At 35.6% G+C, this 25,231-nt stretch carries 22 protein-coding genes and 2 tRNA genes; 9 read left to right on the top strand and 15 right to left on the bottom strand.

Annotation, left to right across the window (positions count from 1 at the left end; translation table 11 throughout):
* Positions 1–35 precede the first annotated feature (35 nt).
* From trpS to uvrC, 7 genes are all read right to left on the bottom strand, one after another.
* Positions 36–1,004 (bottom strand): tryptophan--tRNA ligase, encoded by a 969-nt coding sequence (gene trpS / locus U5L76_03885; GenBank protein ID MDZ7798727.1) that lies wholly within the window; start codon positions 1,002–1,004, stop codon positions 36–38.
* Between the two features lie 114 nt (positions 1,005–1,118).
* The gene (locus U5L76_03880) at positions 1,119–2,870 is read right to left on the bottom strand and encodes a ribonuclease J (GenBank protein MDZ7798726.1); all 1,752 of its coding nucleotides are present in this window, start codon (positions 2,868–2,870) and stop codon (positions 1,119–1,121) included.
* A gap of 76 nt (positions 2,871–2,946) precedes the next feature.
* Positions 2,947–3,028, bottom strand: a tRNA-Leu gene (locus tag U5L76_03875).
* 140 nt (positions 3,029–3,168) lie between these two features.
* Positions 3,169–4,995, bottom strand: a complete 1,827-nt coding sequence (locus U5L76_03870) for an ABC transporter substrate-binding protein (GenBank protein MDZ7798725.1) — start codon at positions 4,993–4,995, stop codon at positions 3,169–3,171.
* A gap of 17 nt (positions 4,996–5,012) precedes the next feature.
* A complete protein-coding gene (gene secG / locus U5L76_03865; protein MDZ7798724.1) occupies positions 5,013–5,228 on the bottom strand; it encodes a preprotein translocase subunit SecG in 216 nt (71 codons plus the stop codon).
* Positions 5,229–5,301: 73 nt separating this feature from the next.
* Positions 5,302–5,445 carry a hypothetical protein gene (locus U5L76_03860; protein MDZ7798723.1) on the bottom strand — a complete coding sequence of 48 codons (144 nt, stop codon included), beginning with the start codon at positions 5,443–5,445 and terminating at the stop codon, positions 5,302–5,304.
* Entirely contained in the window at positions 5,442–7,175 is a 1,734-nt protein-coding gene (gene uvrC / locus U5L76_03855; protein ID MDZ7798722.1) for an excinuclease ABC subunit UvrC, read from the bottom strand. Before uvrC ends, U5L76_03860 begins: the two co-directional genes overlap by 4 nt.
* Before the next feature lie 246 nt (positions 7,176–7,421).
* Here uvrC and U5L76_03850 point away from each other — a divergent pair, with 246 nt between their 5' ends.
* Both U5L76_03850 and uvrA read left to right on the top strand, forming a co-directional pair.
* Positions 7,422–8,612 (top strand): hypothetical protein, encoded by a 1,191-nt coding sequence (locus tag U5L76_03850; protein ID MDZ7798721.1) that lies wholly within the window; start codon positions 7,422–7,424, stop codon positions 8,610–8,612.
* Positions 8,613–8,878: 266 nt separating this feature from the next.
* Positions 8,879–11,788, top strand: a complete 2,910-nt coding sequence (uvrA, locus tag U5L76_03845; protein ID MDZ7798720.1) for an excinuclease ABC subunit UvrA — start codon at positions 8,879–8,881, stop codon at positions 11,786–11,788.
* Positions 11,789–11,819: 31 nt separating this feature from the next.
* Here the strand turns inward: uvrA and U5L76_03840 are convergent, their stop codons facing one another.
* Positions 11,820–12,023 carry a hypothetical protein gene (locus tag U5L76_03840; GenBank protein MDZ7798719.1) on the bottom strand — a complete coding sequence of 68 codons (204 nt, stop codon included), beginning with the start codon at positions 12,021–12,023 and terminating at the stop codon, positions 11,820–11,822.
* Positions 12,024–12,110: 87 nt separating this feature from the next.
* On the opposite strand from U5L76_03840, the gene U5L76_03835 reads away from it, so the two are divergent.
* The 7 genes from U5L76_03835 (at position 12,111) to U5L76_03805 (ending at position 18,930) form a co-directional block, all read left to right on the top strand.
* A complete protein-coding gene (locus U5L76_03835) occupies positions 12,111–13,079 on the top strand; it encodes a hypothetical protein (GenBank protein ID MDZ7798718.1) in 969 nt (322 codons plus the stop codon).
* A gap of 137 nt (positions 13,080–13,216) precedes the next feature.
* Entirely contained in the window at positions 13,217–13,507 is a 291-nt protein-coding gene (gene groES, locus U5L76_03830) for a co-chaperone GroES (GenBank protein ID MDZ7798717.1), read from the top strand.
* A 96-nt stretch (positions 13,508–13,603) separates the two neighbouring features.
* A complete protein-coding gene (groL, locus tag U5L76_03825) occupies positions 13,604–15,253 on the top strand; it encodes a chaperonin GroEL (GenBank protein MDZ7798716.1) in 1,650 nt (549 codons plus the stop codon).
* Between the two features lie 120 nt (positions 15,254–15,373).
* On the top strand, positions 15,374–15,889 hold the full coding sequence (locus tag U5L76_03820) for a hypothetical protein (GenBank protein ID MDZ7798715.1): 516 nt from the start codon (positions 15,374–15,376) through the stop codon (positions 15,887–15,889).
* Complete coding sequence (locus U5L76_03815; GenBank protein MDZ7798714.1) at positions 15,849–16,154, top strand: hypothetical protein; 306 nt, start codon at positions 15,849–15,851, stop codon at positions 16,152–16,154. The genes U5L76_03820 and U5L76_03815 overlap by 41 nt, the downstream gene beginning before the upstream one ends.
* Positions 16,155–16,313: 159 nt before the next feature.
* Positions 16,314–18,716: a phosphoenolpyruvate synthase gene (gene ppsA, locus U5L76_03810; GenBank protein MDZ7798713.1), complete on the top strand. Its 2,403-nt coding sequence runs from the start codon at positions 16,314–16,316 to the stop codon at positions 18,714–18,716.
* Between the two features lie 124 nt (positions 18,717–18,840).
* A tRNA-Ser gene (locus U5L76_03805) sits at positions 18,841–18,930 on the top strand.
* A gap of 346 nt (positions 18,931–19,276) precedes the next feature.
* On the opposite strand, the gene U5L76_03800 is transcribed toward U5L76_03805, so the two are convergent.
* Genes U5L76_03800 through traF form a run of 7 tightly spaced genes read right to left on the bottom strand, consistent with a single transcriptional unit; the run spans position 19,277 to position 25,225 of the window.
* Positions 19,277–19,549, bottom strand: coding sequence for a lipoate protein ligase C-terminal domain-containing protein (locus U5L76_03800; GenBank protein ID MDZ7798712.1), 273 nt, complete (start codon positions 19,547–19,549; stop codon positions 19,277–19,279).
* A gap of 1 nt (position 19,550) precedes the next feature.
* Positions 19,551–20,306 (bottom strand): biotin/lipoate A/B protein ligase family protein, encoded by a 756-nt coding sequence (locus U5L76_03795; GenBank protein MDZ7798711.1) that lies wholly within the window; start codon positions 20,304–20,306, stop codon positions 19,551–19,553.
* Positions 20,307–20,310: 4 nt separating this feature from the next.
* Positions 20,311–21,153 carry a lipoyl synthase gene (lipA, locus tag U5L76_03790; GenBank protein MDZ7798710.1) on the bottom strand — a complete coding sequence of 281 codons (843 nt, stop codon included), beginning with the start codon at positions 21,151–21,153 and terminating at the stop codon, positions 20,311–20,313.
* Positions 21,150–22,487: an FAD-dependent oxidoreductase gene (locus U5L76_03785; GenBank protein ID MDZ7798709.1), complete on the bottom strand. Its 1,338-nt coding sequence runs from the start codon at positions 22,485–22,487 to the stop codon at positions 21,150–21,152. The genes lipA and U5L76_03785 overlap by 4 nt, the downstream gene beginning before the upstream one ends.
* Positions 22,488–22,533: 46 nt before the next feature.
* Positions 22,534–22,980, bottom strand: coding sequence for a thioredoxin family protein (locus U5L76_03780; protein MDZ7798708.1), 447 nt, complete (start codon positions 22,978–22,980; stop codon positions 22,534–22,536).
* Positions 22,981–22,999: 19 nt separating this feature from the next.
* Complete coding sequence (gcvH, locus tag U5L76_03775) at positions 23,000–23,407, bottom strand: glycine cleavage system protein GcvH (GenBank protein MDZ7798707.1); 408 nt, start codon at positions 23,405–23,407, stop codon at positions 23,000–23,002.
* A 3-nt stretch (positions 23,408–23,410) separates the two neighbouring features.
* Complete coding sequence (gene traF, locus U5L76_03770) at positions 23,411–25,225, bottom strand: conjugal transfer protein TraF (protein ID MDZ7798706.1); 1,815 nt, start codon at positions 25,223–25,225, stop codon at positions 23,411–23,413.
* Between the last annotated feature and the right edge of the window lie 6 nt (positions 25,226–25,231).

Genomic DNA, 25,231 nt, shown 5'->3' with positions numbered 1-25,231 from the left:
TTAACTTAACAGAATTTTAAGATTTTTTAATAATTTTATATTAATCCCATTTTTTCTTTGACTTCTTTTAAGGTTTTTTGAGCCAGGGGACGGGCTTTTTTAGCGCCTTGGTCAAGGATTTTAAGGACTTCTTTATCTTTTAGAGAATTAAATTTATTTCTAAAATCTTCAAAATAATCAGCTATATTTTTTGAGAGCTTTTCTTTTAATTTTGAATATTTAATAGTACCTTGTTTCTCTTCTTTTTTAAATTCTTTATAGATATTTTTTTCAGAAAACTCATTGAGTAAAGTAAAAAGATTTTTTACTCCGGGAGATTTTTCTCCGCCAGAAGTGGCTGTGATCGCCGAGGATATTTTTTTCTTTACAATTTCCGGACTGTCAGTTAAGGCAATATAACTTTTTTCACCCAGACTTTTACTCATTTTTTCCTGAGGTTTGTTTAAGCTCATAACACGGGCAGTTTTTGTCAAAAGTTCGTTGGGCTCTTCAAAATACTGGCCAAAGCGCTGGTTAAAATTACGGGCTATTTTTCGGGTCAACTCCAGATGCTGTACCTGATCTTCGCCCACTGGTACCAGATTAGTTTTATAAAGAAGAATATCAGCCGCTTGCAAAACCGGATAATCAAAAAGGCCGATATTAATATTCTCGGGCTGTCTAGAAGATTTATCTTTAAACTGGGTCATTCTTTTTAGTTCAGAAAATGAAGTCAAACAATTAAATATCCAGGTTAATTCAAAAACTTCTGGAATATGTGACTGAACGTAAATAGTGCATTTTTTAGGATCAAGACCGGCGGCCAAAAATGATTTAGCCGTATTAATAATCTGTTTTTGTTTTTCTTCAATCTTATAATTTTCAGTGATCGAGTGATAATCAGCAATAAAAAAGAAACATTGGTATTTATGTTGTAGTTGGACGAAATTTTTAAGTGAGCCCAGGTAATTACCAATGTGAACTTTTCCAGTCGGTTGATAACCCGATAATACGATTTTATTCATGTTTTTATTTTAACATGTAAGTCAAAAATATTGTAGTTGTTGTTAGCAAATCGTTAATCGTTTGTTACTTGTCGTCTATACTATGATTGGCGATTCGCAACTGGTTATAAGCAATCAGACTTCAATCAAAACTGGCAGGATCATCGGCCTTCTCTCGGTTTTATTAAAAAGATACTGGCCAATATCATCCCTTATTTTTGATTTAAGGGGATCCCAGTAGTTTGTTTTTCTTCTGGGAGCGGAGTTAAATATATCTTTTACCTTTTGCTTAGTATCTTTGATTAGTTTATTTGATTTTTTCATATAGACAAAACCTCGTGAGATTATATCAGGCTCGCCAATTATTTTTTTATTTTTGTCATCTACTTTTAATATTATAACTACCATACCGTCCTTAGCTAAAACATTACGATCACGTAGTACTATTTCACCGACATCACCGACGCCCAGTCCGTCGACCATAATATAGTTAGTGGGGACTTTCTTTTTTATTTTCCTGGGTTTTTTATTTTTAAATTCTAGGGTTTGTCCATTTTCCAGAACAAAAATATTTTTCTTGGCAAAGTTATCACGAGCGATTAATTTTTCAGCTTCTTTTAAAAAGTAGTAATGAGCGTAAACGGGCATAAAATAGGTGGGCTTAATTTGTCTGACTACTTTAATCATATCTTGAGCGGTAGCGTGACCAGAGCTGTGTACGTCCATAATATCGTTATGTATAACATTATCAGACAAACGGTAGAGAGAATCTTTCAATTTTTGGATTGATCTTTCGTTACCCGGGATAACTGAAGAAGAAAAGATGACGGTATCCTTCTTTTTTATCTGAACGTATTTATGACTACCTTCAACCATACGGGAAAGTACGGCTCTGGGTTCACCCTGAGCGCCGGTGCAGAAAATGAGAACTTTATTATCCGGATATTTATTAATTTTTTTGATAGGGATTATATTTGATTTTTTGAATTTTATATAACCCAGTTTTTTAGCAATCTCCATATTCAAACGCATGCTGTAACCGTCAAAAGCTACTTTGCGGCCAAATTTTTCAGCCAGGGGAATAATATTTTTTATTCTTTCAATTTGTGAGGAAAAGGTAGCCAGAATAATACGACCGGAAGCTTCCTTAATTAGTTTTTCAATATTTTGGTACATAGTTTTTTCTGGTACACGGGGCCTATTACTGGTTGAAGCTAGGCTTTCTAGCATAAGTACGGTTGGTTTTTTAAGACGCGAAAGATGATGGTAATTTATAGATTTTCTTTTTACCGGATTTTCTTCATAAGTCCAGTCGCCTGGATGAATAATGTTTGCTTGAGGAGTTTTTAAAACAATACCCATAGCGTCCATAGTAGAATGGTCAACTGGAAAAAAGGAAGCTTCAAAAGAAGCCAGTTTTATTTTTTGCTTAATATTTTTTATTTCAATAGTTTTTAGTCTTTTGCTGGAGCCCTTTTTATAATCTTCCAGCCGACTTTTAATCATAGCTAGGGTTAAAGGGCGGCCGATAACCGGCGGGTAACCCAGCTTTTCTAGTAGTATCGGGGCGGCGCCAATATGATCAAGATGTCCATGGGTAAAAATTACCCCCCGGATATTTTTTTCTTGACCTTTTAAATATTTTATATTGGGTATAATATAATCAATACCAGGCATTTCTTCTTCTGGAAATTGCATACCCATATCAATAATGACGATGTCCTGATTGTATTCAAAAACATTCATATTGCGACCGACTTCTTCCTGTCCGCCCAGCGGTATAATCCGTAGTTTTTTTTGAGAAGAAAAATTTTGTTTAGGATTTGTTTTGCCTTTCGGCTCTGAGCTCGAGGCCGAAGGAGATTTTTTCTTTTGTTTTTTATTCATAATTTTTTATTTAATGGTGCCGAAGGCGAGTCTTGAACCACAAGTTCCTAAAACCATGCGCGCCCGCCATTACCTCTGCCGAGAGGGAGAGTTGAACTCCCACGGGTTTCCCCACACGGTCCTGAACCGTGCGCGTCTACCAGTTCCGCCATCTCGGCAAAGGCAGAGGCGGGCCGGTCTACTAATTCCGCCACTCCGGCCTATTTATATTTAGTTGATTAATTTTATAATCAGTGTGCTGGCCCCGCTGTATAACGGGTTATTTTAGGTCAATATTTAACTAAAAGTAAGAGCTGGTCTATTGCCAGGCTCTTTTGGTATTGATATACCACTCTTGAATTTGGTTAAACCGGTCCTGAGGGCTGACAATTCTGCTTAAGTCAAAGCCTTTAACGTTTTTTGAGAGTCCATAGGTATAGTAAGGACTGTAAAGGAAAAGGGCTGGTTGTTCTTCTGCTATAATTTTAGAAAATTCAGCGTATTTCTCGGCTCTTTTTTGGGGGTCAGGAATTTTTCTGGCTTCCTCCAGTATTTTATCAATCTTCTTATTATAATAAATAGAAAGATTGAGGCCTGGATGCTGCTGTTGAGAAGAATGCCAAAAAGGATAAGGATCAGGATCATAACCGATAATTTCTCCATAAAGTATTGAGTCATATTCGCGGTTTTTAATAACAGCTTGCTCAATACGATCGCTCTCTACAAAAATAGTTTCCACCTGACAACCGATTTTATTCCAGTATTCCTTTAATTTTTCGGCTACTTTCATATATTCCGGCTGATTAAGGGTAGTGAGATTAAATTTTAGCTCTTTATCATCTTTAGTGCGCACACCCTTTTCTTCATCCATAGTCCAGCCGGCATCATCTAGAAGATTTTGGGCTTCCCCAGGATTGTAAATAAAATCTTTTACCTCTTCGGTATAGCCAAAGAAACCTTTTAGAATGGGCCCGTGAACCGTTTCTCCAATGCCGTTTAGAACGTCATTAATAATTTCATTTTTGTTAGTAGCAAAGGAAAGGGCTTCTCTGATTTTTTTATTTTCTAAGATTTCATTTTTTGTGTTATAAAAAACAGCTGTATATTGCGGTAAATTTAAGTGATAATAATTAATATTTAATTTCTGTGGTAATTCTTCCTCATACTCTTTAGAAATATAGCTAATACCTTCAACATTTTTGTTTTTTAAAGCCCCAACAGCACTAGGTAGATCCGGGTAAAAGCGAAAGACGATTTTGTCAAGATAAGGCTTTTTAGCGTAATAATTCTCGTTTTTTTCCATAGTAAATTTTTTAATCTCTCCAAAACTGCCTCGGGTTAAAGTTTTAAATTTAAAAGGTCCGGAACCAATTGGTTTTAAATTATATTCAACCAAACGAATATTTTCATAAGGTACATCTTTATAAAGATGTTGAGGTAGGATACCAAAATTTAAAGTAGAAAGAAAAGGAGCAAAAGGTTCACTCAAAGTAAGTTTAAAAGTATAATCATCTACTTTTTCGGTTTCTACGCCAGCTAGATTAAGATAGAGAGGGCTGCCTATTTCTGCGTTTTGGGCCAGCTCAATAGTAAAGAGTATATCATTAACAGTTAATTCCTCTCCGTCATGCCATTTAATATTCTTTTTAATGTGAAAAGTATAAACTTTTTGGTCTTCTGACAATTCATAATCCTCTAAAAGATCGTAAGCTATTTCGCTTTCTTTGTTGTATTTAATAAGACTGGAATAAATAAGCTGGGAAAGATCGCCATCAACATCATTAGTCTGGGAAAAAATAGGATTAATATATTTAGGAGCACCAATAGCCGCTTCGACATATTGACCACCTTCTTTGGGCACTAGGTAAACATGCTCTTGATAGAGCCTTACGCCTAGAAACAAAAGAGAAAGCACCAAAAGTATAACCGCTGTATTAAAAATAAAAGATTCTTTTTCAGTGAATGATTTTCTTAAATATTTCCACTGTTGCCAGGAGGGGATGCGAGATTTAGCCATGCCAAAAACAAGCTTTTTATCCAGCTCTTTTCGACCTTGGTAATCATGAACGTGAAGCTTAGTCTTACTCTTTTTAAAACTAAAAAGGGATTTTAGCTTATCTAAAATTTTAGCAAAAGAAAGTTTCAATTTTAACTCTTTTTTTATTAATATATAAAATTAAATAGCGCTACTCCTAAAAAGAGAGCGGCTGTTATAATAGTGCCAATAAATAAAAACTTATCAAAGCCTCGCTTGGTGCGGTAAACATTGCCTTCGCCGCCAAATATACCACCCAGACCACTGCCGCGATTTTGCAGCAAGACAAGAGTAATTAAAATAACCGAAAGCACCATTTGTATAATTTTTAGGGCAAATTCCATAAATTCTAAAAGTTAAGAAAATTAATAAACTGAATTCAATTATAACAGCAATATTGTTATTTGTCAATTCTTTTTATGTTCCTTCTTTTTTTTTGGCTAGAATTTTTTGAATTTCAAAAACACTTTTGCCGCTGACTTTCATATTTTTCTTTCTTTTCTTGGCTCTTTTTTTAGTCTTTTCTTCTACTTCTTTTTCCAGATCTTGGTAATTTTTCATAAGTATTTTAATAAAATATTTGTCTTGTGAGAGCCAATTAATTTGGCAATATTTTTCTTTTTAGCTTGACGCATTTTTTTAACCGAGCCAAATTTTTGTAGGAGCTTCTTTTTTGTTTTTGGACCAAGACCCGGAATTTCATCCAATAAAGAACGGTAGTTTTTCTTTTGATGCTTTTTTCGAAAGTAATTTATAGCGAAGCGATGAGCTTCGTCACGAATATTTTGTAAAAGATAGAGTAGAGGTGAATCTTTTTTTAGTATTAAGGTTCTTTTTTTATCAGGTTGATATATTTCTTCCAGTCTTTTGGCCAGGGAAATAATGGGAATTTTTTTATTAATTTTTTTCAAGACTTTTAAAGCCGCGTTAAGCTGGGCTCGCCCGCCGTCAATAATAATCAAATCTGGTTTTGGCCAGTTTTTATTTTTTAGTCTTCTACTTAGTATTTCATTGATCATGGCCGGATCATTAATGCCTTTAACAGTTTTTATTTTAAATTTGCGATAGTCTGATTTTTTTGACTTTCCTTTTTCAAAAACGATCATTGAACCGACTGGGCTAATTCCTTGAATATTAGAAATGTCATAGGCTTCGATTCTCTGGGGGATTTGGGGTAGATTTAATTTTATCTTAAGTTTTTTTAAGAGTTTTTTCTTTTCTTGCCGAGTTTTATCTTTAATAGAAATATTTTTCAAAAATTCTTTAGCATTAATCCGGCCCAGTTTTACTAAGTGAAATTTTTTGCCTCTTTGAGCTTTTTTTATTTTAAAGCCATAAACTTTTTCTAAGATTTTCTGGTCTGAAATCTTTTCACTGGTAATAACTGCTTTTGGTTTTTCAGAAATTTCTGAATAATACTGGTTAATAAAGGAATAAAGTATGTCTTTATTTTTCTGGTTTTCAGTATTTTTTAATATAAAATTCTTTTTGCCAGTGATTTTACCTTTTCTGATTATAAATATGTTAACAGCTTTTTGCTTGGTGCCGGACAAGCTGATAATATCTTGATTGATATCTTGGGGATAGACAATTTTTTGTCTCTCGATGATATTTTCCAGTCCATATATTTTATCTCTAATTTTGCCGGCCGCTTCAAACTTTTGCTCTTGGGAAAACTTAAGCATTTCTTTTTTTAATTGACTTAAAACTTCTTCCAGATTTCCCCGCAAAAATTTAATAATTTTTTTAATGTTTTTCTGGTATTCTTTTTTAGAAATTTTGTTATCACAGGGAGCCGGGCAATAACCTAAATGATAGATCAAGCAAGGCTTTTTAGGCAGTCGGCGGCAGATACGAAAAGGGATAATTTTTCTTAAAGTTTTTAAAACACTTTTGGCGTTTTTAGCTGACAAATAAGGACCAAAATATCTGGCTTTGTCCTTTATTTTGTGTCTGGTAACTGTTAAACGGGGAAAATCTTCTTGGGTTATTTTTATATAAACAAATTTTTGGCCGCCTTTTAAAGTGACATTATATTTAGGTTGGTGTTTTTTTATCAGATTAACTTCCAAGAAAAGTGCTTCTTTTTCACTGGAGGTGATAATGTATTCTAAATTGGTTATTTTATTAACCATGATTGGTTTATGGCTGGTTTTTTTACTAAAATATGAAGCCACTCTTTTTTTCAAATTTTTGGCTTTGCCCACGTAAATAATCTCCCGGCTGTGCTTAAAAAGATAACAACCGGGTTTTTGGGGTAAATTGTTTAATTTTTTCTTTAAATTAGCCATAGTTTTATTATAGCAGTATTGGAGGATTTATAAACTTATTAATATTCTTGCCTCAGCGCAGGCGCGGAGACCGTGGCTGAGCTTTTCAAAGTTTTTTTAAGCTTGACATAAATGTAAATTTGTGATAAATTCAGGGGTAAAAATTTGTTCATTGACACTTTACTTTGTTTGTACTTTTGACAACTTAAGAATTTATTTACTTTTAATTTGTTGGATCTAGTGTCCCTTAAGAAGGAGGTTTTCCTTATGAAAAGACAGAGGAATAAAAGAAGCAGCGGTAGTAAAAATAATAGAAATAGAATTGAGGCCCAAAAAAGAAAAAGAAGAAAGGAAGTTTATTCCAGATTGGAGAATAAAAAACCAGTAAGACCAAAGCGTTTTGTTACACATCTTGGTCCTCACATTGATGAGCTTTGGTCGATCGACATTCTCCGCCAGGAACTAAAAAGATTATTTCCTGAAACCAAGGTTAATGAATTGCCAATAATTTTTCAAACCGATAATGTAAATGTTCCTTTTGAAGGAAAAGATGGTTGGCAACATCTTAATGAAGGCACTTATATTTTGGGTTGTGGCGGTGATGGACCCTTTAATCATCATCCACCAAAAAAATATCCGGAGATCTGTACGGCTGACCAAGTAGTCGTATTTCTGGATATTTATGATAAACCTGAATATCAGATGCTTCTCAAAAGGATTCGCTCCAACGACCTTAATGGTGGAGGTGAATATGGCGTACTAGCTGAGACATTAAGATTTATGGATATTAGTGATAAAGATAAATTAGAAAAAGCTTTATCTTGGCTAAAAGTACACATAGATTTACTGATTGAGGCACAAAAAGAGTTTTTTTCTGAAGCGAAGAAAAGAGCTTTAAAAGAAAAGAGTCGAGTCTGGGTAGTTGAAAAGGGAAAAGAGAAGATTCCTGTAATAACGATTAATGGCTGTGATGATGAAGATATACATCGGTTAGCTAATTATCTATACAAAGCAGAAGTGATAATTTGCCGACGCACTAGCGGTAACGTACAGATTTTTCGTTTTCCTTGCAGAAACAGAAAATTTTTTAACAAGGTACGAGTTAATCTCGGCGTTGCAGCTGCCATTAATCGGTTTAATGAACAGAAGGCCAATGGTATTTCAGAGCCTGATGATTATTTACCAAACCTAATTTGTAATGGTTTTCATCATGGCTGGCAGTATGATACCAGGCCGGGGTGGATATTTAATGGCACTAGAAATATGCCGGTTGATCCAACTGGTGTTCCCTTAGCTCGGATTGAAGAAGCTGTTAAGCTAGCTCTTCAGTACCACCCAAATTTCAATTGGGTACCTTTTATTAAAAAAATCAAGGATCTGCCCTTGAGTGAAACCATGATTAATATGAAAGCCAAGCTTAAAAATCTGGCAGACAAGTATAATGGAAAGGGGAGGTAATAAAAAGTTCTTAAGATAAGGGTTGGTTTACTTTTGTAAACCAACCCTGTTTTTTATTATCTTTAGGTTTATGTATAGTTATCTTGACCTATATTGACCCGCCATGGCTCCTCGCCTTGCTGCTCGAAGCTAAGGCGGAACAGGACTCGGCTGAATATTAGTGTTTACTGATTTAGTTTATTTTGAGGTTGTTGTTTAGTTGTCTTGACCTATATTGACACATGGTGTATAATGGCAAAAGCCTTATATCATAATTTTGTGGAAAAATAATGTCTGATAAAATTACAATCAGGGGAGCCCGGGTTCACAACCTTAAAAATGTCAGTTTAGAGCTGCCTCGGGATAAAATGGTAGTGATTACTGGTATATCTGGTTCTGGTAAATCTTCTCTGGCTTTTGATACTATTTATGCCGAAGGTCAAAGAAGATATGTTGAGTCATTATCAGCTTACGCCCGGCAGTTTTTAGAATTAATGGATAAACCTGATGTTGACCAGATTGAAGGTTTGTCGCCGGCTATTTCTATTGATCAGAAATCATCTTCCCATAACCCTCGCTCTACTGTCGGTACGGTCACGGAGATTTATGATTATCTCCGTCTTTTATTTGCCCGAGTCGGTATTCCTCATTGCCCTCAATGTGGCCGGGTGGTTACCCAACAGACTATTGATCAGATAGTTGAAAAAATATTTGAATTACCTAAAGAAACTAAGATAATGATTTTAGCTCCCTTGATTCAGGATAAAAAAGGAGAGCATAAAAATATAATGAAAGATATCAGAAAATCCGGATATGTGCGGGTGCGTTTTGACGGAGATATTTATCCAATTGAAGAAGCAGAAGATCTAGAGGTTGATAAGAATAAAAAACATAATTTAGAAGTAGTGGTTGACCGGCTTAAAGTAAAAGAAGGCGAGGAAAAAATTGAAGATGAAAAAGAAACCAAATTAAGAATGGCCGATTCTTTAGAAACAGCTCTGGATTTAGGTGAGGGTCTAGTTATTATTCATAAAGTGGAAGAAAATGAAGATATAATTTTTTCTGAACATCTGGCTTGTCCCCACTGTAATATAAATTTAAAAGATTTAGAGCCGAGGAATTTCTCTTTTAACAGTCCCCACGGGGCTTGCCCGGAGTGTACCGGATTGGGTACTAAGCTGGTGGTTGACTCGGAGCTGGTTATTCCCAATAAAAGACTAACTATTAGTCAGGGAGCTATTCGTCCCTGGTCCAGAACGGCTTCCAACAAGGGTTGGTACACTCAAATTTTAAGAACAGTAGCTGAGGAAAATAATTTTTCCACTGATACTCCGGTGCAGGATTTAACCAAAAAACAGCTGGATATAATTTTATCCGGCACGGGTGATAAAAAATACAAGTCTAGTTATTCTTCTAGACGTTTTGACGGTGACTATTATACTACTTATGAGGGTGTGATACCCAATCTGATGCGCCGGCACAAAGAAACAGATTCTGATTATGTGCGTCGGGAAATTGAAAAGTATATGCGTATCTATCCCTGTCCCACTTGTCAGGGTAAACGCCTTAAACCAGCCAGTTTAGCGGTGAGTGTTGGTGGCAAGAATATTTATGATATTGTTTCCATGCCTATTGAAAAGAGCCGGAAGTTTTTTGATAAGTTAGGTAAAAAGGGAGTCAAAAATAAAGAATTAAAATTAAGTAAAAAACAAAATAAAATTGCCAAACAAATATTAAAAGAAATAAGAGAAAGACTGGCCTTTTTACATAATGTTGGTTTGGATTATTTGACTCTAGATCGTTCTTCATCGACTCTAGCTGGTGGGGAAGCTCAACGTATCAGACTAGCCACTCAAATTGGCTCTTCTTTGGTCGGGGTTATTTATATATTAGATGAGCCTTCTATTGGCTTACATCAGCGGGATAATAAAAAGTTAATTAAAACTCTAAAAAAATTAAGAGACCTCGGAAATACCGTGATTATTGTTGAGCATGATGAAACTACCATGCTGGAAGCGGACCATTTAGTTGATATTGGCCCCGGGGCTGGTGATCACGGCGGAAAAATTGTAGGTAGTGGTACGCCGGCTCAAATAAAAAAATCAGCTAAGTCTTTAACGGGGCAGTATTTATCCGGCAAAAAAGAAATTAAAATTCCTAAGAAATACCATCAAGGCAATGGCAAGAAAATTACTATCAAAGGAGCCGAGGAGTTTAATTTAAAAGAAATAGATGTGGACATACCGCTGGGTAAATTTGTCTGTATTACCGGTGTTTCTGGTTCAGGTAAATCAACTCTAATGATTGATATTTTAGCTAAGGCTTTATCTCAGCATTTTTATAGAGCTAAGGATCTACCTGGTAAGTATAAAGAGATCAAGGGATTGGGCCATCTTAACAAAGTTATCCATATTGATCAGTCGCCGATCGGCCGGACGCCACGCTCTAATCCGGCCACTTATACCGGTGTTTTTACCTATATTAGAGATCTTTTTTCTAAATTACCGGAAGCTAAAATAAGAGGTTATACTCCAGGTCGGTTTAGTTTTAATGTTAAAGGTGGTCGCTGTGAAGCTTGCCAGGGTGACGGCATGAAAAAGATTGAGATGAATTTTTTGCCGGATGTTTATGTTGAGTGTGAGGAATGCAAGGGCCGGCGTTATAATCAGCAGGCTCTGGAAATTCATTATCATGGCCAGAATATTGCTGATGTTTTGGATATGACTGTGGAAGAGGCTCTGGAATTTTTTAATAAAATACCAGCTATCAAGAAAAAACTGAAAACTTTATTTGATGTTGGTTTGGGCTATATTCACTTGGGTCAGTCAGCCACTACTTTGTCCGGTGGTGAAGCCCAGCGGGTGAAACTGGCTACTGAACTCTCCAGAAGGGCTACTGGCAAGACTCTTTATATTTTAGATGAGCCGACTACCGGCCTTCACTTTGATGATATTAAGAGATTATTAGGAGTAATTAATAAACTGGTTGATAAAGGCAATACGGTCTTAATTATTGAACATAACCTGGATGTTATTAAGTCAGCTGATTGGATTGTAGATTTAGGGCCTGAGGGCGGTGACCAGGGCGGTGAAATTGTAGCCATTGGTACACCTAAACAAGTAGCTAAAAATAAAAAAAGCTACACGGGGCAGTATTTAAAAAAATATTTAAATAAAAAAAATAGCGCTGGAGGTTAAACCAGCGCTGATTAAAGTTTGAAAAAATAATTTATTTTTCGTGCCAAGCAATATCTTCTTTGGCTCTTTTTATTCTTTCTTGGCAGATAGAACAATTATTTATGTGATTTACTTGTTTTTCAGTAAATAAATTTCTGCGTTCAATAAAAATTTTTGCTTTTTCTTGATCCAGATGTTCGTCTATTAACTCTATTATTTTTATTGAATTTTTTGCTGCCGCTTTTCTATTACTCATAAAAACCTCCTTTTTTGTGTTTTGAGAGCAGAAAAAGTATAATAAAAGGTACTAGTCAATCAAAGGTGCTTATTTAAGGATAATAATATGGAAGATAACAAATTTAGTCAAATAGAAAAATCTATTCTCAAAACTATCTGTTGGTATGATATTTTTGATTATCCTTTGACCGCTGAAGAAATTTGGCGGTGGCTTTATATTGACAAAGAGGAAAAAGATTTTAAAAAAGATTTAAATGATGTTCTTGAAGTTTTGGAAATGAGTGAAAAATTGAAAAATATAATTGAAGAAGATGAAGGCTATTATTTTCTAAAAGGACGAAGAGAGATTGTAGAGACCAGGAAAGAGAGAAGGGATTATGATAAAAAGAAATGGGAAAAAGCCAAAACAGCGGTTAATTATTTAAAAATGGCCCCTTTTGTTAATTATATAGCGGTTTGCAATAATTTAGCTCTTGATAACGCCAAAAAAGAAAGTGATATTGATTTTTTTATAGTCACTGAACCTGGCCATCTGTTTACAGCCCGTTTTTTTGTTACTTGGTTGGTTCATATGTTGGGCTTAAGACGGTATAAAGATAAAATAAAAAACAAGATTTGTTTGAGTTTTTATCTAAGTAGTGAAGCCCTTGATTTTAAACCTTTGCTTTTGCAAGATAAAGACCCCTATTTTACTTTTTGGGTTGATCAATTAACACCTCTTTACGATGCTGCTAATTTTCATAAAAAAATCCAAAAAGAAAACAAATGGGTAAAAGAATTTTTGCCTAATGCTTTTTTATCTGAAAATAAAAAAATAATTAAAAAAGACAGTCTTACCTCGTTAGTTAAGAGTGTCTTTGAAACTTTATTTTTAATTCCTAACTTAGGCCCCTGGCTGAATAATTTTATTAGGGATGGCCAAAGAAAAAAAATGGAAAAAAATAAAAATAGCGTGATGTATCAAGATAATAATAAGGTAGTTATTTCTGATTCAGTTTTAAAATTTCATGAAAATGATAGAAGAGAGGAGTATCGAAAACGATTTTATGACAAAATTAAAGGTTTATTTGAATAATTGTGGATAACTTGAATTTCCTTGACAAAGACTAAAAATTGCCTTAAAATAAGCTAACAAGATAATAATTAGCACTCTTGACGAATGAGTGCTAATTAGATATCATTAAATACTGCTAATAATTAAGCAAAAAAAATATGAATCTTAAACCCTTAGGTGACAAAGTCATTATCAAACCCTTAGAAGAGGAGGAAGTAACCCAGTCTGGTATTGTTCTACCGGACACAGCGGAAAAAGAAAAACCAGAAAAAGGTGAAGTAATAGCGGTTGGTCCCGGCAAAATCTTAGATAACGGCCGGCACGCGCCGATCTCTATAAAGACCGGACAAAAAGTTTTATTCAAAAAATACAGTCCAGATGAAGTCAAAGTTGATGGCGAGGATTTTTTAGTGGTTTCTGAAGAAGATATTGTGGCGGTAATTGAGTAAACGTTTAAAGCGTTGAAAGTGCTGAAAATGTTGAAGGTGCTGAAATGGATTAAAAAATAATTAACTATTTAACTAATAAACTAATTAACTATACTTATGGCTAAACAAATTTTATTTAATGAAGAAGCACGCACTTCTTTAAACGAAGGCGTCAATAAATTAGCAGACGCAGTACGTGTAACCTTAGGTCCTAAAGGACGGAATGTTGTTTTGGACAAAGGTTTTGGCGCTCCGACTATTACTAATGACGGAGTAACTATCGCCAAAGAAATTGAATTGGAAGATAAATTCGAAAACATGGGAGCTGAACTAATTAAAGAAGTAGCTTCCAAAACTAATGATGTGGCTGGTGACGGTACTACCACGGCTACTATTTTAACTCAGAACATGGTTAATGAGGGTTTAAAAAATGTAGCGGCCGGGGCTAACCCGATGATATTAAAAAGAGGTATTGATATAGCGGCCAAAGCAGTGGTCGAAAAACTCAAAGAAATTTCCAAGCCAGTTAAAACCAATGAGGAAATTGCCCAGGTAGCCTCAATTTCAGCTAACGATAAAGAAATTGGACAGGTTATAGCTAAAGCTTATGATAAAGTGAAGAAAGATGGAGTGATTACTGTAGAAGAATCACAATCTTTTGGCTTGGAACTAGACATAGTTGAAGGTATGCAGTTTGATAACGGCTATATTTCTCCTTATATGATTACTGATTCTGAACATATGAAAGCTGAATTTGAGGATCCTAATATTTTAATTACTGATAAAAAGATTTCTTCGCTTCAGGAAGTTTTACCTCTTTTGGAAAAGTTGGCCCAGTCTGGCAAAAAAGAATTAGTTATTATTGCTGAAGAAATTGAAGGTGAAGCCTTGGCTACTTTTGTGGTTAATAAGCTGAAAGGTACCTTTAATGTTCTGGGGGTAAAGGCTCCAGGCTTTGGTGACCGACGGAAAGAAATGTTGCATGATATCGCGGTCTTGACCGGTGGTAAGGTTATTTCTGAAGAAGTGGGCTTGAAACTGGAAAACACTGAAGTGGCTGACCTGGGCCAGGCCCATAAAGTTATTGCTACCAAAGAAGAAACTACTATTGTTGAAGGTAAAGGTGAAGAGCCGGCTATTAAAGATCGAGTTAAGCAAATTAGAACCGAATTAGAAAATTCTGATTCAGATTTTGATCAGGAAAAACTTCAGGAAAGACTGGCTAAATTAGCCGGCGGCGTAGCTGTCATAAAAGTCGGAGCAGCTACTGAAACTGAAATGAAAGAAAAGAAACACCGTGTGGAAGACGCTAAAGAAGCCACCCGAGCGGCTATGGAAGAAGGTATTGTCCCGGGCGGTGGTATTGCTTTAATCAGAGCTTCAGAGGTTCTAGATAGTCTTGAGGTAAAAAATAATATCGAAAAAACCGGTCTTAATATATTAAGGAGAGCTGTGGAAACTCCTTTGGAACAAATTGCTAAAAATGCCGGTCAGTCCGGAGAAGTAATATTAAATAAAGTAAAAGAGTCAAAAGAGAGTCACGGCTATAATGCGGAAGAAGATAAATTTGAAGATTTAGTGGAAGCTGGTATTGTTGATCCGACTAAAGTTACGCGTAGTGCTTTGCAAAACGCTGCTTCAGTGGCAGCTATGCTTTTGACCACTGAAACGGCTATTGCTGATAAGCCGGAAGAAAACGATAAAAAAGTTCCAGCTCCGGGTGGGGCTCCTGGCGGTATGCCTGGCGGTATGCCCATGGGTATGTAGTTTTTGGCTTATCGCTTGTTATTTATAGTTTATCGATTATAACCAAATATAAAAAAGCTCCTTGCTTGGCAAGGGGCTTTTTGTTTGTCAGGAAAGCTAAATTTTAGTATAATAAATACTATGAAAGAGAAGGGGCCGAGTCAAGAAATTCAAGAAAATAAAAGCGTTTCCAGTGATTTGGCTGGTCAAACATTTAATTTTTACTTTAAAATTTTCCGCTGGCCGCTTTTAGGAGTTTTGTTAGTTGAAATTGTCCTTATTGTTTTAGATCAGAAGTTAATTTACCTTTGGTTTGTAAACTTAATATTTTTTGTCGGATTAACTTTATGGATTAAATATATCTATAAGGTTAGACTAGCCCATATAGTAGTTTTGAACGGATTGTCCGGATTTATCCTAGGATTTTTAATGGCTCTGTTTAAATTAATTTGGACTCGAAAAGGTTATCTTATTTTTAATCTAATTACTGAATCATTTATTACACTTTTCTTCGGAGTTTTAATCTCAGCCGCTACTTTTATGATTATAACTAAAGACTATAAAAATCATAGTATTTTACCCTTTAAATTAAATAAAAAGAAAGGAGGTGGATCTGATGGAAGAGAAACCAAAAATGGGGGAAAGCCAAGAAAATAAACTGCTAGCAGCTGTTTCCTATCTCTGGATTATCAGTATAATTATTTTGGTAGTAAAAAAAGACAGCAAGTTTGTCCAGTTTCATGCTAAGCAAGGATTTATTATTTTTATTGCCTCTGTTATTTTCTTGTTTATTCCAATTCTCGGCTGGTTGTTAAATCTTTTGATTATTGTAGTGGTGGTGCTTGGCTTTATTAAGGCTTTGTCCGGAGAATACTGGCGAGTGCCTTTAGTGCATGGTATTGCCCAAAAAATAAACTTTTAAATCCAATCATTGTATATAGTACAAGGTACTCTTTTCTTTTTATAAGAAAGGGGTACTGATGTTGTATATGATTATTGTCGGGTATAGGGTTTTGTTATAGCTGCTCGTAAAGTTATAGGATTGGTTTTAGCAAATTAAATATTATAATTATCAAATTTTATGAAAAAAAAGAAAAATAAAGAGTTAATTTTATGGTTTAAAGATTTGCGTAATAAGGACGTACCTTTGGTGGGTGGTAAAAACGCTTCTTTAGGGGAGATGTACGCCACTCTAACTAAGAGGGGCATTAATGTGCCTAATGGTTTTGCGGTCACGGCTGAAGCCTATCGCTTTTTTCTTAAAGAAAGCGGTATTAGAGATGAGATAAAAGAGATTCTGTCTGATTTAAATACTCATAATGTGAGAAACTTAATGGCTCGGGGTAAAAAAGTGCGCCAATTAATTCTAAAGTCTGATTTTCCAGCCGAGCTTAACGAGGCTATTATCAAAGCCTATAAAAAAATGGAAAAAGAATATAAAAAGAATGTTGACGTGGCCGTGCGTTCATCAGCTACAGCTGAAGATCTGCCAGACGCCTCTTTTGCCGGTCAGCAGGACACTTATTTAAATATCCGGGGCCAAAAAGATTTATTAAAATATTGTAAAAAATGTATTGCTTCTCTTTTTACCAACCGAGCCATTTCCTACCGTGAAGACAAAGGCTTTGACCATTTTGAAATTGCTTTATCTATTGGCGTCCAGAAAATGGTGCGCTCGGACAAAGCTTCTTCGGGAGTGATATTTAGTATTGATACTGAAAGTGGTTTTGAAAACGCGGTTTATATTACCAGTGCTTATGGTTTGGGAGAAAATGTAGTCCAGGGTAATGTTAATCCGGATGAATTTTATGTTTTTAAACCAACTTTAGAGCAAGGCTATAAGGCTATTATTTCTCGCCAGCGGGGCACCAAGGCCTTAAAAATGATTTATACCTCTGGTCAGGGCAAATCCACTAAAAATGTTAATGTGAGCACGGCTAAGAGAAGAAAATATTCTATAGAAGATCAAGAAATATTAACTTTAGCTAAATGGACTGTGGCTATTGAAAAACATTATCAAAAACCAATGGATATTGAGTGGGCTAAAGACGGCCAGACTAATGAACTTTTTATAGTCCAGGCTCGGCCGGAAACAGTGCAGTCACAAAAAGACAAAAATATTCTGGAAACTTATGTAATTAAGAAAAAAGGTAAAAAAATTATTGAGGGAGCACCGGTCGGTACTAAAGTTGCTTCAGGTGAGGCTAATGTAATTTTAAATACTAAGGATATTCACAGCTTTAAAAAAGGCCAAATTCTGGTCACTGATATGACTGATCCGGACTGGGAGCCAATTATGAAAATAGCCAGTGCTATTGTTACTGATCAGGGCGGACGTACCTGTCACGCGGCTATTGTTTCCCGAGAATTGGGTATTCCCTGTATTGTTGGGGCTGGTCGAGCCACTAAAAAAATAAAAAACGGCCAGACGGTGACTGTTTCCTGTGCTGAAGGCGAGAAAGGCTTTGTTTATCAAGGTCGGGCTGATTTTAAAGTTAAAAAAACTAGGCTTAAAAAAATAAAAAGACCAAAAACCAAAATTATGATGAATATTGGTAGTCCGGATATTGCTTTTGACTCTTCTTTTATTCCTAACGATGGTGTCGGGCTAGCCCGGGAAGAATTTATTATTAATTCGTTTATTCAAATTCATCCCTTGGCTTTGCTGAATTATAAAAAATTAAAAGATAAAAAGGCTAAGAAGGAAATTGAAAAAATTACCCGGGACTATAAAAATAAAAGTGAATTTTTTATAGACAAATTAGCTATGGGTGTGGCTATGATTGCGGCCGCTTTTTATCCCAAGGACGTAATTGTCCGTTTGTCTGACTTTAAATCCAATGAATACGCTAACTTAATCGGCGGCTCAGAATTTGAGCCGGAAGAGTCCAATCCCATGATCGGCTGGCGCGGTGCTTCACGTTATTACGATAAAAATTATGAAGCCGCTTTTAAACTGGAGTGCCAGGCCTTAAAAAAAGTAAGAAAAGAGATGGGGCTGAAAAATCTCAAAGTTATGGTGCCCTTTTGCCGGACAGTGGAAGAGGGAAAAAATGTGATTAAGATTATGAAAAAATATGGCCTGAAACAAGGTCAAGATGGTTTAGAAGTTTATGTCATGTGCGAAATCCCTTCTAATGTAATTATGGCTGAAGAGTTTGCTAAGATATTTGACGGCTTTTCTATCGGCTCTAATGATTTAACTCAATTGACTTTAGGAGTAGACCGTGACTCATCCTTAGTGGCTCATATTTATGATGAAAGAAACGAAGCCGTCAAAAGAATGGTTAGTCAGGTAATTAAAATAGCCAAGAAGAATAAGTGTAAAATTGGTATCTGTGGCCAGGCGCCTTCAGACTACCCCGAATTTGCTCGTTTTTTAGTCAAGGAAGGTATTGACTCGATGTCGCTGAATCCGGATACAGTGATTAAAACAACCTTGGATATATTGAAAACAGAAAAAAAGCTTAAAAACAAAAAATAAAAAATTCAAGAAAAGTCTTTTTTAAAAAGCAAAAAAGGCTTTTCTTTTTGCCTTTAATTTGCTATGGTATAATATTGTTAGCTTATGGCTTGTCGCTTATGGCTGTTGGTTTATCGCTTATTGAGGTGGGATGGCCGAGTGGTCGAAGGCGCATGCTTGGAGTGCATGTATACCTTTACGGGTATCCTGGGTTCGAATCCCAGTCCCACCGCCATTACTTTTAAAGTGAGAGTCTCGAAAATCCGCCGCAGGCGGGCTAGTCCTCTCCGCTCTGGGAATAAATAAGGTAAGAATCTTTACCCCGCGCAATAGCGGGGCCAGTCCCACCGCCACTAAAACTTTTTATCGGAGGCGACCCGAGTAGCTTAAATAATACAAAACAAACAGCGGCTTTAATATATTGGCCGTTGGTTTTTTTATTTTGAAATTTTTAGCCAAACATCAGCTAACCGGGCTTGAAAATAAGCATCAAGCCGATTATTAGCATCAAGAGACCGCCGATTAAATGCGAGAATCGGGCCTATTTGCTGGTAATATTATTTAAAAAAACTGTGGCTATTTTATTTATTATTATTTGATAGTGCATTAAAAATATCTGTCGGTTTGAATCCTATTATAATTATATTGTTGTTTAATAAAAATTTCTTCAACGTACTTTCTATATTATTATTAATTTTTTTTCCGACTAAAAATTTTTCAATCTCACAAATCGCTTCTTCCGGGTAAATAAAAAAATCACCGGCTATTTTTATATTCCTTATAATATTATCTTCCGCATCAAGTTGCAGGCGCAATAACTTACCGTTAGGCGCTTTATAAATTATTTTTTTCATATTATCGCCAATTAGTCCATTTATTATTAGTATACTTTTCTTTATATAATTTTTCGGCATGCTTTAATTCCTGGGGAGTAAGTTCTCCAACTTCAGTTTTTATATTAAACATTTTTTCAAATCCATAAATAAGCGCCTTTTCTATTTCCTTATTGGCAACGCTTTTTCCTAGTTCGTTTTTTAACGAGGTTACTCGCTCTTTGGCCGCTTTTATCATTTTATCCTTAATTTTTTCGTCAGGGATCTTTAACAGGGAAAACATTTTTTTAAGATCCAGATCCAAAAGTATTGTACCATGCTGTAACACCACGCCTGACTTTCTAGTCTGAGCATTGCCTGATATTTTTTTATTACCAACAATAATATCATTTATGGGTTTGAATTCTGCTTTTATACCAAGAGAAAACAAGGCTTCAATTATTCCGGCGCAGATCTCTTTATAAGATTCAACTATATCAGAAGAAACATCTTTTTCTGAGATGGTTAGAGAATAAGTTAGTTCATGCTCATGTAAAACCGCGCCTCCGCCCGTATATCTTCTAACTACGTCTATGCCCCTAGACCGAGTTTTGATAAAATCGATCTCTTCTTCTAAATTTTGAAAAAAGCCGATTGTTACGCAGGTCGGTTTCCAAGTAAAAAAGCGTAAAGTATTGGGGACTTTATTTTTTATTCGTGCTGTAAGTATGGCTTCATCAATGGCCATCTGTCTGGCGCCATTATCAGTGATAGATTTTATAAGTCTCCAGGTTTTCATATTTTTATTTATACATAATGTTAGCTTGATAAGAACTCCTAACCAAAGGACCGGCAGAAACATGTTTAATACCGATTTTTTTAGCAATAGACTCTATCCTTTTAAACTCTTCGGGATTATAATATTTTTTTACTGCAAAATGTTGCGGACTCGGCTGTAAATATTGTCCAATGGTTACGATATCACAGCCACCTTTTTTTAAATCATTAAGTGTTTCGGCAATTTGTTTGTCATTCTCACCAAGACCAAGCATAAAACCGGATTTTGTTTTTATTTCCGGTGCGAATTCTTTTATTTTTTTCAAAAGTTTTAAAGATAACTTATAATTACCTTTGGGTCTGACTAAAGCAAAAATATCTTTAACTGCTTCTAAATTATGATTTATTACATCCGGCTTGGCTTTGATTATTTTTTTAAGCGCTTGCCAATTACCTTGTAGGTCAGAGATTAAAACTTCCATCCTACAACCCGGATTATTTTTTTTAATTGTCTTGATCGTTTTAGCAAATTGATCAGCGCCGCCATCTGGCAAATCATCTCTGGTTACGCAAGTTACCACCGCATATTTTAAACCCATCTTTTTAATGGCAACCGAAATTTTTTCCGGCTCGGTCGGATCAAGTGCCTTAGGTTGACCTTTTTTTATATTACAATAACGACAATTTCTGGTACAAACATCACCCAAAATCATAAAAGTGGCTGTGCCATTAGCAAAACATTCATAACGGTTGGGGCAATTTGCCTCCAAACAAACCGTGGTTAGTTTATTTTCATTTATAATATTTAAAGTTTTTAAATATTCTTTTTTATCGTATTTTCCTATTTTAATCCAATCAGGCAAATTCATTTTTTAAGAGAAAACTTTATTTTTTTCTTAACAATTTCAGCCACTATGCTTATCGGTTCGTTGATGGGGGCTGAGGCCGGATTATAACAAGTCTCATTGCTAATTAAATCGTCCAAGGTCATTCCTTTTCCAATTGCCAGAGAAAGTAAATTTATCCTTCCAACCACTTCTTCTCGGCCCAATATCTGACCTCCGAGTAATTTCCCTTTCTTATCTGAAATCAACTTAACTGTAATCAGGCTGGAGGGTGGGTAATATTCAGATCTGACCTCACCAGAGTATTTAGCTGTTACGACTTCTATGTTTTCTTGTCGCGCTTTTTCTAAGCTCAAACCCACTGAACCTACGAATAGTTCACCTATCTTGGTAATAGTATTATTCACTACTAAAGGGGCTTTTTCTTTTTGGCCTAAGATATTATGAGCTACTACTTTGCCTTGACGAACCGCTATAGTCCCAAGCTGGCTAAGCACTTTTTTATTGGTATTTAACTCAATAGAAAAAACGCAATCACCGCATGCGTAAATATTATCATCCGAAGTCCGTAAGCTATCATTTACTTCAATAGCCTCTTCGCATTTCAACTCGGCCTGATGGGCCAAGGCAGTATTTGCTTCTATTCCGATACAAACAAAAAGCTTGTCAAAGCTGAGATAATCTTCTTGAAAATAAAGCTTCCCCTCTTCTACTTTTGTGATATTTGTATTAAAAAACAATTCCACTCCCAAATCAGTTAAATACTGCTCAAGCTGACCGCTCATATCCTTGTCTAAAATTGCCGGTAAAGGACGATTTTGCCTTTCTACTACCGAAACTTTTTCCCCCTGATTTTTTAAAGCCACGGCCAATTCCAGGCCCACTAACCCAGCTCCGACAATAACAGACTTACTTTTAGACTTGATATTTTTTGAAATATTTTTAGCATCAGATAAATTTTTTAGAGCAAAAGGCTTGGCTTTATCAAGACCTGAGATAGAAGGAAATTTAGAAACGCTTCCGGTGGCTAAAACCAATTTATCATAGGTAAGCTCTCCCTTTTTACTATCACTAACATAACTTATCTTTTTTGCCTTTTTGTTTATGGCTGTAACCTCAGTGTCTAAGAGGATATTGATGTTATTATTTTTATAATCAGATGCTTGGAAAATAAAAATATCATCAAAGGAATTTATCTCCCCGGCCAAAACATAAGGCAGGGCGCAGGGAGAATATTCTAGGTTTCCTGTCTTCTCTACTATGGTTATCTCCGCCTCTTTGTCGAGCTTCCTCAGTTCAAAGGCGCAAGTGGTGCCGGCGGCTCCACCGCCGATGATAACTATTTTTTGTTTATCCATATTTTAGAATTTAAAACGAATCAAAATCCTGATTAAAAGTAGTTGTTTATAGTTTAGAACCGGGATCAACACAGTCGCGTTCCAAACAATTTTTTATTTTGCTTTCAAGATCCTCTTTCATATAATCGGCAAAACCGACAATCGGTTCAAAATCACCGATAAAAGTTGTCGGCACTCCTCGGGCCTGAATTCCATAAGCGGCTGCTACTTTTTGAAATAATTCGGCGTTGTCCGGGTTCTTCCAGGTCTCAAACATTTTAACCTCCAGCTCCGGATACTTTTGCTCCATTTCTTCTAAAAATGGCTTTTCCACGGCGCAGTGAGGACAGCCTTCACCCCAGAAGAAATATATAACTACTTTGCCGTTAGCTGTGGCACCGTCTGACGGCATAATATTGTTTGTTTGATCGTTATTCTGTTCGGTTGAAGAGCAGCCCGTAAAGACAAGCAAAGCTGCTACTACTAAGAATAATAATCCGATTTTTTTTATCATAAAATTTTATTATTAATTATTATTTATTTTTAGCCAGGTCCGACTCTACCCATTTTTGGGTTTTATCGGCTTTTATTAATTTTTTAACCTCTTCTTGATTGGAAATTTTAATCTTGGCAATCCAGCCCTCACCATAAGGGTCTTTGTTAATAATAGACGGTTCATCAAACAACGGGTCATTAACTTCAGTTATTTCTCCGGAAAGGGGACTTCCTAAGTGTCCGCTCCATTTAAGTGCTTCCAAGGAAACATAAGTTTCCCCTTTTTTAAGTCTCTGTCCTTTCTGGGGAAGTTTAATAAATACAAATTCTTTTACCTTATCTGCCGCCGGTTTAATCACACCCAACACCGCCGTGTTATTCTCGATGCGCGCCCATGAATAATCTTGGTTATAAAGTAAATTGTTCGGTAAATTATTATTTGTCATAAGTTATTCCTTATTTTTGTTAATAATATTATTTTTTTCGTCAGTATTATTTTCTTCACCTTCTTTTGATGCTTCAGGTGTTAATAAATTTTCTTCCGTGCCAATTTTTATACCAAATTTTGGTAAAATTTTACGATGAATAAAAATAAGTAAGAAAGAAACAGCTATGGCCATGGCAAAAATTAATAAAGCAGTGCTTATATTATTCATTAAGTCCGGCTTAATAAACATTACCAGGGCCAAGGCCAACATAATCATACCACCGATAAGCTTAAGGATACGCCCGTGTTTTTCTTCAAAACGACTGGCTTTTAATGTCAAAGTGGCGGCTCCTACAACCACTACCTCGTCTAAAAGATAAATCAATAGATAGAGGGCTAAAAGCAAAGCAAACGCTATTCCTTGTATATGATGTTGGGCAATTATATTAGTCCAAATTACTGGAAAACCAGCTGTACAGGGAAGCTCAACCAGCACTACGCCCAGAGCCATAGCAGCTGTAGCTAGCATCATGCCCCAGGTTGATTTATCTTTTTTCATGATGCCTCGTACATCTTTAAATATTTTTGGCTTATACTTATCAGAAATAGTAAAAGATAAACCTTTTTTATACCAAAAATAGTCTTTAATATTTACAAGAGCAAAAATCAAAGCTAATAAGGCAACCGCAACTTGAATCCATCTTAAGTAGCCAATATATAAAAACACATTTAAAAGCCCTACCATAAACAGTCCGTAAACAGTGGTGGTTACCAAAAGAAAGGTTGTACCGACCAAAAATATTTTCTTTCTTGAACCAGAATTAATCACAATTCCCAAAAGAAAGGCAATTAGCCACAAAGAGCAGGGATTAAAACCATCCACAAAAGCGATGATACCGGTTGTCAAAAAAAGTGGCATGGAAGAAATATCAATCTCGCCGACAAATGGTAATTTTAGTTTTTCCTGTTTCTCAGGAGTAATATCTGTTGATTGGGGTAAGAAAGGAGTAAGGCCTTTAATGTTTTCTAAGGGGCAAATACAAGCCTCTGTTTCACACCGAATTATTTCTTTTTCTAGATGATCTTTAATGGCTTTATCGCCTATGTAATAGTTGTTACCTAAAAATATAATTGGATAAGCGCCTGTTACTAATCCATATTTATCTTTAAAGGTTTGATATAAAAGATTCTCTTCTTCAGTCCCAATATCGTGCTTATTTATAGTCAGATTGTATTCTTTCTCCAGATTCTGGAGAAAATTAGTTATATTCGAGCATTGAGGACAATCTTCTTTGTAAAATAAGTGCAGGCAAATCTTATCTTGGTTTTGCTCTGGCTGGAAATCAATCTCTTCTTCTTGGTTGGATTCTTTGGTTGGAATAACGGAAGAAGTTGTTGGCTCTGTATTTGTCTCTTCTTCAATCCCAGCCTTTACTCCAGGGTTAACACAGCTGTTTTCAATACAATCTTTAATTTTATCTTCAATATCATCGGCCATATAGTCGGCATAACCGACTATTGGCTCAAAGTCGCCAATGAAAGTTGTCGGTACTCCTCGGGCTTGAATTCCATAAGCGGCGGCTACTTTTTGAAATAATTCGGCGTTGTCCAAGTTCTTCCAGGTCTCAAACATTTTAACCTCCAGCTCGGGATACTTTTGTTCCATTTCTTCTAAAAATGGTTTTTCCACGGCGCAGTGAGGACAGCCCTCACCCCAGAAAAAGTATATAACGGTTTTTTCTGCGGCTGAAGTTTGCTCCATTCCGATTAAAAAACTTGCTCCCAATAGAAATAAAGTAAAAATTAAGATAGATAGAATATTTTTTTTTGTTTTCATAAAATT

It is taken from the genome of Patescibacteria group bacterium, assembly GCA_034520665.1.
In the GTDB taxonomy this organism is placed as follows: domain Bacteria; phylum Patescibacteriota; class Patescibacteriia; order JAXHNJ01; family JAXHNJ01; genus JAXHNJ01.
The sequence above is the reverse complement of the archived record's forward strand: the minus strand, read 5'-3'. Positions and strand labels throughout refer to the sequence as shown.

Excerpts from the sequence above, each read along its gene's own strand:
- U5L76_03785 (MDZ7798709.1), bottom strand. The coding sequence starts at position 22,487 with ATGGATAAACAAAAAATAGTTATCATCGGCGGTGGAGCCGCCGGCACC.
- U5L76_03815 (MDZ7798714.1), top strand. The coding sequence starts at position 15,849 with ATGGAAGAGAAACCAAAAATGGGGGAAAGCCAAGAAAATAAACTGCTA.
- U5L76_03840 (MDZ7798719.1), bottom strand. The coding sequence starts at position 12,023 with ATGAGTAATAGAAAAGCGGCAGCAAAAAATTCAATAAAAATAATAGAG.
- U5L76_03795 (MDZ7798711.1), bottom strand. The coding sequence starts at position 20,306 with ATGAAAACCTGGAGACTTATAAAATCTATCACTGATAATGGCGCCAGA.
- U5L76_03800 (MDZ7798712.1), bottom strand. The coding sequence starts at position 19,549 with ATGAAAAAAATAATTTATAAAGCGCCTAACGGTAAGTTATTGCGCCTG.
- gcvH (MDZ7798707.1), bottom strand. The coding sequence starts at position 23,407 with ATGACAAATAATAATTTACCGAACAATTTACTTTATAACCAAGATTAT.
- U5L76_03820 (MDZ7798715.1), top strand. The coding sequence starts at position 15,374 with ATGAAAGAGAAGGGGCCGAGTCAAGAAATTCAAGAAAATAAAAGCGTT.
- U5L76_03860 (MDZ7798723.1), bottom strand. The coding sequence starts at position 5,445 with ATGAAAAATTACCAAGATCTGGAAAAAGAAGTAGAAGAAAAGACTAAA.
- groL (MDZ7798716.1), top strand. The coding sequence starts at position 13,604 with ATGGCTAAACAAATTTTATTTAATGAAGAAGCACGCACTTCTTTAAAC.
- traF (MDZ7798706.1), bottom strand. The coding sequence starts at position 25,225 with ATGAAAACAAAAAAAAATATTCTATCTATCTTAATTTTTACTTTATTT.
- uvrC (MDZ7798722.1), bottom strand. The coding sequence starts at position 7,175 with ATGGCTAATTTAAAGAAAAAATTAAACAATTTACCCCAAAAACCCGGT.
- ppsA (MDZ7798713.1), top strand. The coding sequence starts at position 16,314 with ATGAAAAAAAAGAAAAATAAAGAGTTAATTTTATGGTTTAAAGATTTG.
- groES (MDZ7798717.1), top strand. The coding sequence starts at position 13,217 with ATGAATCTTAAACCCTTAGGTGACAAAGTCATTATCAAACCCTTAGAA.
- U5L76_03850 (MDZ7798721.1), top strand. The coding sequence starts at position 7,422 with ATGAAAAGACAGAGGAATAAAAGAAGCAGCGGTAGTAAAAATAATAGA.
- U5L76_03780 (MDZ7798708.1), bottom strand. The coding sequence starts at position 22,980 with ATGATAAAAAAAATCGGATTATTATTCTTAGTAGTAGCAGCTTTGCTT.
- trpS (MDZ7798727.1), bottom strand. The coding sequence starts at position 1,004 with ATGAATAAAATCGTATTATCGGGTTATCAACCGACTGGAAAAGTTCAC.
- U5L76_03880 (MDZ7798726.1), bottom strand. The coding sequence starts at position 2,870 with ATGAATAAAAAACAAAAGAAAAAATCTCCTTCGGCCTCGAGCTCAGAG.
- U5L76_03835 (MDZ7798718.1), top strand. The coding sequence starts at position 12,111 with ATGGAAGATAACAAATTTAGTCAAATAGAAAAATCTATTCTCAAAACT.
- lipA (MDZ7798710.1), bottom strand. The coding sequence starts at position 21,153 with ATGAATTTGCCTGATTGGATTAAAATAGGAAAATACGATAAAAAAGAA.
- secG (MDZ7798724.1), bottom strand. The coding sequence starts at position 5,228 with ATGGAATTTGCCCTAAAAATTATACAAATGGTGCTTTCGGTTATTTTA.